The sequence below is a fragment of the Angustibacter speluncae genome, assembly GCF_054777815.1.
The window spans coordinates 1-7,638 of the sequence record NZ_BAAHAF010000007.1 but is presented as its reverse complement, the minus strand read 5'-3'; the positions used below and the strand labels follow the sequence as shown (position 1 = coordinate 7,638).

General features: G+C 76.4%; 9 protein-coding genes and 1 pseudogene. 5 read left to right on the top strand and 5 right to left on the bottom strand.

The genetic code is table 11. From position 1 onward, the window contains the following. A partial coding sequence (locus ACYVKY_RS00760; RefSeq protein WP_460433078.1) for a GntR family transcriptional regulator occupies positions 1-326 on the bottom strand: 326 nt, incomplete at its 3' end. A gap of 85 nt (positions 327-411) precedes the next feature. On the opposite strand from ACYVKY_RS00760, the gene ACYVKY_RS00755 reads away from it, so the two are divergent. Together ACYVKY_RS00755 and ACYVKY_RS00750 are read left to right on the top strand one after the other, a co-directional pair. Continuing rightward, positions 412-1,077 carry a pyridoxamine 5'-phosphate oxidase family protein gene (locus ACYVKY_RS00755; RefSeq protein WP_460433077.1) on the top strand — a complete coding sequence of 222 codons (666 nt, stop codon included), beginning with the start codon at positions 412-414 and terminating at the stop codon, positions 1,075-1,077. Next, positions 1,074-2,087: a DMT family transporter gene (locus ACYVKY_RS00750; protein WP_460433076.1), complete on the top strand. Its 1,014-nt coding sequence runs from the start codon at positions 1,074-1,076 to the stop codon at positions 2,085-2,087. Before ACYVKY_RS00755 ends, ACYVKY_RS00750 begins: the two co-directional genes overlap by 4 nt. On the opposite strand, the gene ACYVKY_RS00745 is transcribed toward ACYVKY_RS00750, so the two are convergent. The 4 genes from ACYVKY_RS00745 to ACYVKY_RS00730 all read right to left on the bottom strand — a co-directional run bounded on the left by ACYVKY_RS00745 (position 2,034) and on the right by ACYVKY_RS00730 (position 4,380). Continuing rightward, the gene (locus ACYVKY_RS00745) at positions 2,034-3,335 is read right to left on the bottom strand and encodes an RNA polymerase sigma factor (RefSeq protein ID WP_460433075.1); all 1,302 of its coding nucleotides are present in this window, start codon (positions 3,333-3,335) and stop codon (positions 2,034-2,036) included. The genes ACYVKY_RS00750 and ACYVKY_RS00745 overlap by 54 nt on opposite strands. 5 nt (positions 3,336-3,340) lie before the next feature. Beyond that, positions 3,341-3,700 carry a YciI family protein gene (locus ACYVKY_RS00740; RefSeq protein WP_460433074.1) on the bottom strand — a complete coding sequence of 120 codons (360 nt, stop codon included), beginning with the start codon at positions 3,698-3,700 and terminating at the stop codon, positions 3,341-3,343. After that, the gene (locus ACYVKY_RS00735; protein WP_460433073.1) at positions 3,697-4,083 is read right to left on the bottom strand and encodes a YciI family protein; all 387 of its coding nucleotides are present in this window, start codon (positions 4,081-4,083) and stop codon (positions 3,697-3,699) included. Before ACYVKY_RS00735 ends, ACYVKY_RS00740 begins: the two co-directional genes overlap by 4 nt. A 96-nt stretch (positions 4,084-4,179) precedes the next feature. Then, positions 4,180-4,380, bottom strand: a complete 201-nt coding sequence (locus tag ACYVKY_RS00730) for a hypothetical protein (protein WP_460433072.1) — start codon at positions 4,378-4,380, stop codon at positions 4,180-4,182. 105 nt (positions 4,381-4,485) lie between these two features. Between ACYVKY_RS00730 and ACYVKY_RS00725 the strand changes: the two genes are divergently transcribed. The 3 genes and pseudogenes from ACYVKY_RS00725 to ACYVKY_RS00715 form a co-directional block, all read left to right on the top strand. After that, the gene (locus ACYVKY_RS00725) at positions 4,486-5,007 is read left to right on the top strand and encodes a GNAT family N-acetyltransferase (RefSeq protein WP_460433071.1); all 522 of its coding nucleotides are present in this window, start codon (positions 4,486-4,488) and stop codon (positions 5,005-5,007) included. 65 nt (positions 5,008-5,072) lie between these two features. Continuing rightward, positions 5,073-6,614: a diguanylate cyclase domain-containing protein gene (locus ACYVKY_RS00720; RefSeq protein WP_460433070.1), complete on the top strand. Its 1,542-nt coding sequence runs from the start codon at positions 5,073-5,075 to the stop codon at positions 6,612-6,614. Between the two features lie 213 nt (positions 6,615-6,827). Further along, a pseudogene (locus tag ACYVKY_RS00715) lies at positions 6,828-7,638 on the top strand (NlpC/P60 family protein); the annotation flags it as partial.

Genomic DNA, 7,638 nt, shown 5'->3' with positions numbered 1-7,638 from the left:
GGCGCCGTGCCCGCCGGCGCCTCCCGCACGTGCGCCACCGCCCCGGCCTGCGCCGCGCGGTCGGCGCCGGGCGCGACGAACGTCCCCGACCCCTGCTGCGCCCGGGTGAACCCCGCCGCCAGCAGCTCGTCGTAGGCCTGGACGACCGCGGAGCGGGCGACGCCCAGGTGCGTGGCCAACGCCCGGGTCGTGGGCAGCGGGTCGCCCGGACGCAGTGCGCCGGAGCGGATCTGGGCGACCAGGGCGTCGCCGATGCGGTGCCGGAGCGGGGCGGGGGAGTCGGCCAGGCCGATGGGCAGGTCGATCGCGCGGGCGGTGCGGGCCACGACCCGACGGTACCGGCGAAGTGGTCGTGGTGAAACGGTGTTTGTGGACCTGTCGCGGGCTACCACTATCCAGTTGCCTGGGACCGTGACCAGCCCTGCCCCCACCCGCGGCGTCCCCACCGCCGTGCGCCGCAAGCCCGAGCGCTCGCCCGCCGACCGCGCGCTGCTCGACCACGTCCTCGACACCGTGCTCGCGGGCACCCTGTGCACCGTCGTCGACGGCGAGCCGTGGGCCGTCCCGATGCTGTTCGCGCGCGACGGCGACCGCGTGCTGTTGCACGGCTCGACGGGGGCCGGGGCGCTGCGGCAGGTGGCGAGCGGCGCCCCAGCCGTGCTCAGCGTGCTGGCCGTCGACGGGATGGTGGTCGCGCACACCACGTTCGAGTCGTCCGCCAACTACCGCTCGGCGGTCGTCCGCGGCCGGCTCACCCCGCTCGCCGACGACGAGCAGTGGGACGCCCTCGAGCGGCTGTCCGACCGGCTGGTGCCGGGTCGCACGGCCGAGGTGCGGCCGATGAACCGCAAGGAGACCCGCGCGACGCTGTGCGTCGCGCTGCCGATCGACGACGGCGGCTGGACGGTGAAGGTGCGCACCGGCGGCCCCGGCGTGCCGGACGAACCGACCGACGCGTGGTGCGGCACGGTGCCGTTCCGCCTGGTCGCGGGGGAGCCCGAGCCGGCGCCGTGGGTGCCCGCCGACGCGCCCGTCCCCGCGTCGGTGCGGCGCCTCGTCGACGCGGAGCTCGCGTGAGCGCGGCGACCGCACCGGTGGCCGCCGCGGTGCCGGCCGCCCGGGTGCCGTGGCAGGTGAAGTTCGTGCTGCTCAGCCTGATCTGGGGCTCGTCGTTCCTGCTGATGAAGATCGGCCTCGGGTCGCTCGAGGCCGTCCAGATCTCCTGGTACCGCGTGCTCACCGGCGGCGCCGTGCTGCTGCTCCTGCTGCTCGCGACCGGCCGGGGGCTGCCGCGCTCGCGGCGGGTGTGGGGGCACCTGTCGGTCGCGGGGTTCTTCCTCGCCACCCTGCCCTTCACCCTGTTCGCCGCTGCGGAGGAACGGATCTCGTCCGCCCTCGCGGGCATCGGCAACGCGACCACGCCGATGGCCTCGATCCTGTTCGGCCTGCTGCTCCTGCCCGCGGCGCGGCTGCCGTGGTCGAAGGTCGCGGCGGTCGCGCTCGGCCTGCTCGGCGTCGTCGTGGTGATGCAGCCGTGGCAGCTCGACGGGCGCCCCGACCTGCTCGGTTTCGCGATGACGCTCGTCGCCGGCGCGAGCTACGGCCTCGGGTGGACGTGGGTGAAGCGCTACCTGGCCGACGACGACCTCGGCGGGCTGCAGATGCCGGCCTCGATGATGACCACCGCCATGGTGCAGATGACCGTCGTCGCGCTGGTCTGGTGGGCGGTGCGCGGGGGCGAGGTCGCCACCCCGTTCTCCTTCCGGGCGTCGGACGCCCCGGACGCCGGTCAGGCGCACCTGTGGGCGCTGGTGGCGGTGCTGGTGCTCGGACTCGTCGGCACCGGTCTGGCGCAGAACCTGCAGTACGACGTCGTCCGCGCCGCGGGACCGACCGTCGCGACGACCGTGACCTACCTGATCCCGGTGGTCGCCGTCGCGCTCGGCGTCACGTTCCTGCACGAGCGCCTGGCCTGGCCGCAGCTGGTGGGCGCGGCCGTGGTGCTCGCCGCAGCGGTGGTCATCGGCCGGCCGTCACGCGCTCCTGCCGTCGCCCGCGAGGAGACGTCGCCCACGAAGGTGCCGTAGCTCGGACCCGTTGCCGCACAGGGCGATCGCCCGGTCGAACGCGACCACGGCCTCGTCGTGCGCACCGGCGCGCAGCAGCAGCTCGGCGCGCACGGCGGCGAGCCGGTGGCTGGCGCCCAGTGCGTCGTCGAGACCGTCCAGCACCGCGAGACCCGCTCGCGGGCCGTCGGTCTCGGCGACCGCGACCGCCCGGTTCAGCCGCACGACGGGCGAGCCCGTCAGCTCCTCCAGGCGTCCGTACAGGCGGGCGACCAGCGGCCAGTCGGTGCGGTCGGACGACGGTGCGGTGGCGTGGGCGGCCGCCACCAGGGCCTGCAGCTCGAGCTCGGCGCCCCACCGCGTGGTCGGCGCCGGCCCGCCGCGCAGCAGGCCCACCGCCTCGTCGACCTCGTCCAGGCGCCAGCGCCGCCGGTCCTGGTCGGGCAGCAGCACCAGGGAGCCGTCGGCGTCCACCCGGGCGTCGCGACGGGAGTGCTGGAACAGCATGAGCGCCAGCAGGTTCCGCACATCGGCGCGCCCGGGCAGGAGGTCGTCGAGCAGGCGTCCGAGACGCACCGCCTCACCCGCCGCAGCGGAACGCACCGGGTCGGGGCCGTCGCCCGGCGCGTAGCCCGCGGTGAACGCGAGGTACACGACCCGGGTGACCCCCTCCACCCGCTCGTCGAGGGCGTCCGGGCCGGGCAGCCGCAGCGCGATGCCGGCTGCGGCGAGCTTCTTGCGGGCCCGGGTCAGACGAGCGGCCATCGTCGGCTCGCTCACCAGGAACAGCCGGGCCACCTGCGGGGTGGGCAGGCCGAGCACGAGCCGCAGCGTCAGCGCCGCCCGCGCCTCGAGCGAGAGCGCGGGGTGGCAGCACAGGAACAGCAGCCGCAGCACGTCGTCGCGCACGTGCGCCGGGTCGAGCACGTCCTCCACCTCCTCCCTGGCCCTGGCCTCCGCGCGGTCGGCCGCCTGCGACCGCAGGTCCTCCTCGACCACCAGCAGCGGCACGGTCCGGGTGCGGACGGCCTCCGAGCGCAGCACGTCGAGGGCGCGTCGCCGCGCCGCGGTGTGCAGCCAGGCGGCGGGGTTGGTCGGCACGCCGTCGTCCGGCCAGTGCTGCGCCGCCCGCTCGAAGGCGTCGGCGAGGGCGTCCTCGGCCAGCGCGACGCGGCGGAACCGGCCCACCAGCAGCGCCATCAGCGGCGACCAGTGCTCGCGGTGGGCGCGCTCGAGCGCGCCCGTCGCGGCACCGGTCGCGTCGTCCACCCCGCTCAGCCGGGGACGTTCTCGTCGATCGCCCGGATCTCGAGCGCGTAGTAGAGGGGCAGCTCGTCGACCGCGTCGAGCAGCGTGTCGAGGTCCGGCGACTCGACCACGTAGTACCCGCCGAGCTGCTCGACCGCCTCCGCGAACGGGCCGTCGGTGAGCACCCGGCGGCCGTCGGCGTCGTGGCGCACCGTCGTCGCCGTGTCGGCGGTCTGCAGCGCCTCGCCCCCGAGCATCGTCAGCGCGGGGTGGTCGCGCACGACCTCGGAGAACCGGTTGTGCCGGTCGATGGTCTCCTGCATCCCCGCCTCGTCGGCCTCCGCCCACACCGACTCGTCCCCGTACATGAGCACCACGTACCTCATCGCGTCCCCTCCCCGTCGGTCGTGCCGGCGTCCGGCCCCGGCAGCACCGCCCGCACCTCGACGGCGTCGTCGCCGGTCAGCAGCCCGCACAGGTCGAGCAGGTCGTCGAGGTCGTCGCTCGCGACCAGGTAGAAGCCGGTGAGCTGCTCGACGGTCTCGGCGTAGGGGCCCTCGGTGACGGTCACCGACCCGCGCGCGCCCCGCACCGTGCGGGCGGTGCTCGAGGGCGCGAGCTCGGCGCCCCCGACGACCCGGTGGCCCCGCTCGTGCAGCAGGCGGGCGAACTCCTCGTGCCGGGCGTAGACCCGGGCACGCGTCTCGTCGTCGGCCTGCGCCCAGGGGCGTTCGTCCCCGGGCAGCAGCACCGCGTAGGTCGTGGTCACCGTGCGTCCTCCTCGTCCGGCCGGCTGCGGCTCAGCCTGCCTCACCGTGGTGACGCGCGGGAGGGAGCCGGATCGACGTCCGCGACCTCCCGGCTCTCAGCCGTCCTCCGCGCGGGCGCGCACCTCCGCGCCCTGCTCCTCGGCGTAGCCCTCGTCCTGCCCCTGGACCCGCCCCACCGCCTCCGCGTCGGCGTCGGGTGCGACCTGCGCGTCGTCGTCCTCGACGTCGCTCTCGGCCGGGCCGTGCTCGGCTGGGTCGCGGAAGGAGCGGGACGCCTCGTACGGGGTGTCGGACACGGATGCCTCCTCGGCGGGACCCGGGCGGTCCCGTGGTGCCCATCCTCGCCCGCGCGGGCCGGGTCCGCCTGTTCCGAGGGACGACGGGGTGGCAGGCTCCGTGCCGTGCACGTCTCCCTGCGCCCGGCCGGCCCGGACGACCGCGCCCTCGTGCTGCGGCTCAACGCCGAGCACGTCGAGCTGCTCGCGCCGCTCGACGACGCCCGGCTGACCGCCCTGCAGGGCTGGGGCGGGCGCGTGGACGTGATCGAGGTCGACGGCGACCCCGCCGGGTTCGTCATCACGTTCGGGCCGGGCTCGGCGTACGACTCCGAGAACTACCGGTGGTACGCCGCGCGGTTCGGGACGCGGTTCCACTACCTCGACCGGGTCGTGCTCGAGCCCGCGCACCGGGGCACCGGCGCCGCCCACCACGCCTACGACCTGCTCGAGGACGCCGCCCGCCCCCGCGGCCGGCTCGTGCTCGAGGTGAACTCCGACCCGCCGAACGAGCGGTCGCTGCGCTTCCACGCCCGCCGCGGCTTCGAGGAGGTCGGCCGCCTCGGAGGCCCCGGGCACGAGGTCGTGCTGCTGTCGCGGGCGCTCGCGGCGGACCCGGGCGGGACGGACGACCCGCCCTCCGCCTGACACGTGCGCAGGTCGCGGGTCCCCAGGAGTCAATCCGGGGGCCCTGCGTGCCGATGATCAGGGGCATGACCGCCGTGCAGCGCCTCGTCGTGGGCGCAGCAGCAGCCGTGGCCGTGGCCTTCGCCGCGGCCGTCGTCGTGCTGTCCGCGGTCGGCTCGCCGCTGGTCGGCGTGGTCAGCAACTGGACCCAGATCCTCGTCCCGCTCGCCGCCGCCGCGGTCTGCCTCGACTCCGCCCGGCGCCAGGCCGAGCCGCGCCACCGCCGCGCGTGGCGCCTCTACGGCGCGGGCGCCCTGTCCTGGGGCGTCGGGCAGAGCGTGTTCACCTGGTACGAGCTGGTCGGGCAGGTCACCGTCCCCGTCCCGTCGGTCGCCGACGTGGCCTTCCTGCTCTACCCGCTGCTCGCCGCCGCGGCGATCTGGCTGCTCCCGGACGTCGAGCGCTCCCGCGCGCAGAACCTGCGCAGCCTGCTCGACGGCCTGGTGATCGGGTCGTCCCTCGTCTTCGTCGTCTGGGCGCTGAGCCTGCGGCACCTGTGGGCCGCCGGCGGCGGCGACGTCGCCGGGGTGGTCGTGACGACCACCTACGTCCTCACCGACGTCGTGCTGCTGACCATGCTCGTGCTGCTGCTGCCCGTCGTCGGCCCGGGGCACCGCCGCGTGCTGGTGCCGGTGGTGCTCGGTACCGCCAGCTTCACCGTGGCCGACCTCGGCTACGTCGTCGTCACCTCGGCGTCCGAGTACGCGTCCGGGCAGGTCTTCGACGTCGGCTGGGTGCTCGGCTTCCTCGGTGTCGCGGTCGCGGCGAGCCTGGCCCACCCGCGCACGGGCGCGCAGCAGCCGCGGCGCACCGCGGTGCCCGAGGTGCCGTCCTGGTGGACCATCCTGCTGCCCTACCTCCCCGTGCTCGGGGCCTCGGGCGTGCTGCTCGCGCGGCTCGGCTCCGACTCGCCCTGGACCGGTGCGGAGTCCGCGCTCGCCGGCTCGGTCATCGTCCTGGTGCTGCTGCGCCAGCTGGTCGCGCTCGCCGACAACCGCGCGCTGCTCGCCGAGGTGTCGCAGCAGCACCGGCAGGCGCGCTACGACTCCCAGCACGACACCCTGACCGGCCTGGCCGACCGGGCGCTGTTCCTCGACCGGGTCACCGCCGCCCTGGCGCGGGCCGAGCGCAGCTCGACCGAGGTCGCCGTGCTGTTCTGCGACCTCGACGGGTTCAAGCAGGTCAACGACGTGCACGGGCACGCCGCGGGCGACCGGGTGCTGCGCGCCGTCGCCCAGCGGCTCGCGGCGCAGGTGCGCGCGGCCGACTGCGTCGCCCGCCTCGGCGGGGACGAGTTCGCGATCCTGCTCGAGGACGCCGGCGACGCCGAGCGGGTCGTCGCCCGGGTCGAGGAGGCCGCCGGCGCCCCCGTGCCGGTGGACGGCGGGGAGGTCCGGCCGCGGATGAGCGTCGGCATCGCCCGCGCCCGCGCCGGCGGCGGGCTCGGCACCGACGAGCTGGTGCAGCTCGCCGACCACGCGATGTACCGCGTCAAGCAGGCCCGGGCGGGCGACGGCGTCCCGCGCCAGGGCGGCGTCCCCGAGCCGCAGCGGTCGTCGGCGCGCTGACGACCGTCCGGGTGAGACCCGTGCCGGTGTGCGCACGCTGCGTGACCACTGAGGCTGGTGTGACGGGTGTGACTCGAGCGCCGGGAGCAACTTGTGCGCCGGGTGTTCTCAGAGGGGCAGGTGTTCGGTAGGGTCCCGCCGTCGTGTCAAGCCGACACGCCGTTCCGAACGCACCCAGAATCACACGCGTGTAGTTCTCCGAGGAGCCCCGACGTGACCCAGCCGCGACGACCCGGCACCCTCGCGCGCCGCAGCGGCGGTCTCGTCGTCGCCGCGGCGACCGCCCTCGGCCTGCTCGCCGCCCCGGCCGCCGCCGACCCGTACCCGTCCCAGGGCCAGGTCGACGCCGCCCGCGAGGCCGTGGCGACGACGGCGCAGCAGGTGGCCGCGCTGGAGAGCCGGCTGGCCGGCGCGAACGCCGCGCTCGAGGAGGCGCAGGTCGAGGCCGCCCGCGCCGGCGAGGACTGGAACGAGGCGCAGGTCGCGCTGCAGGACGCGGCCCTGGCCGCCGTCGCCGCGCGCGACGCGGCCGACCGGGCCCGCGCCGCCCTCGCCGTCGTCGCCGGGGAGATCGGCACCCTGGCCGCCCAGGCCTACCGCAGCGGCGGCTCGCTCGGCGGGCTCGAGCTGGCCCTCGGCGCCGACGGCCCGCAGGACTACCTCGACCGCGCCAGCACCGTGCGCCACCTCGGCATGGGGCGCCAGCAGACCTACCAGCGCGGGCACGCGGCCGGCCTGGTCTCCCAGCTGATGGACGAGCAGGCCGTCGCCGCGCAGCGGGCCCAGGAGGAGGCGGCCGCCGCCGCCCAGGCCGCCAAGGACGAGGCCGACCGCGCCCAGGCCGCCGCCGCCGCGCAGGTGGGTGCCACCGAGGCCGAGCGCGCCACCGTCGTGACCCAGCTGGCCGCGCTGCGCAGCACCTCGGTCGAGCTCGAGCAGCAGCGCCAGTCCGGGCTCGAGGCCGAGCGGGTCGCCCGGGAGGAGGCCGCGGCCCGCGCGGCCGCCGCGCAGCGCGAGCAGGCCG

What these genes read in the sequence shown, in the direction of transcription:
- ACYVKY_RS00740 (WP_460433074.1), bottom strand. Translation starts at nt 3,700, where the DNA reads ATGAGGTACGTGGTGCTCATGTACGGGGACGAGTCGGTGTGGGCGGAG.
- ACYVKY_RS00720 (WP_460433070.1), top strand. Translation starts at nt 5,073, where the DNA reads ATGACCGCCGTGCAGCGCCTCGTCGTGGGCGCAGCAGCAGCCGTGGCC.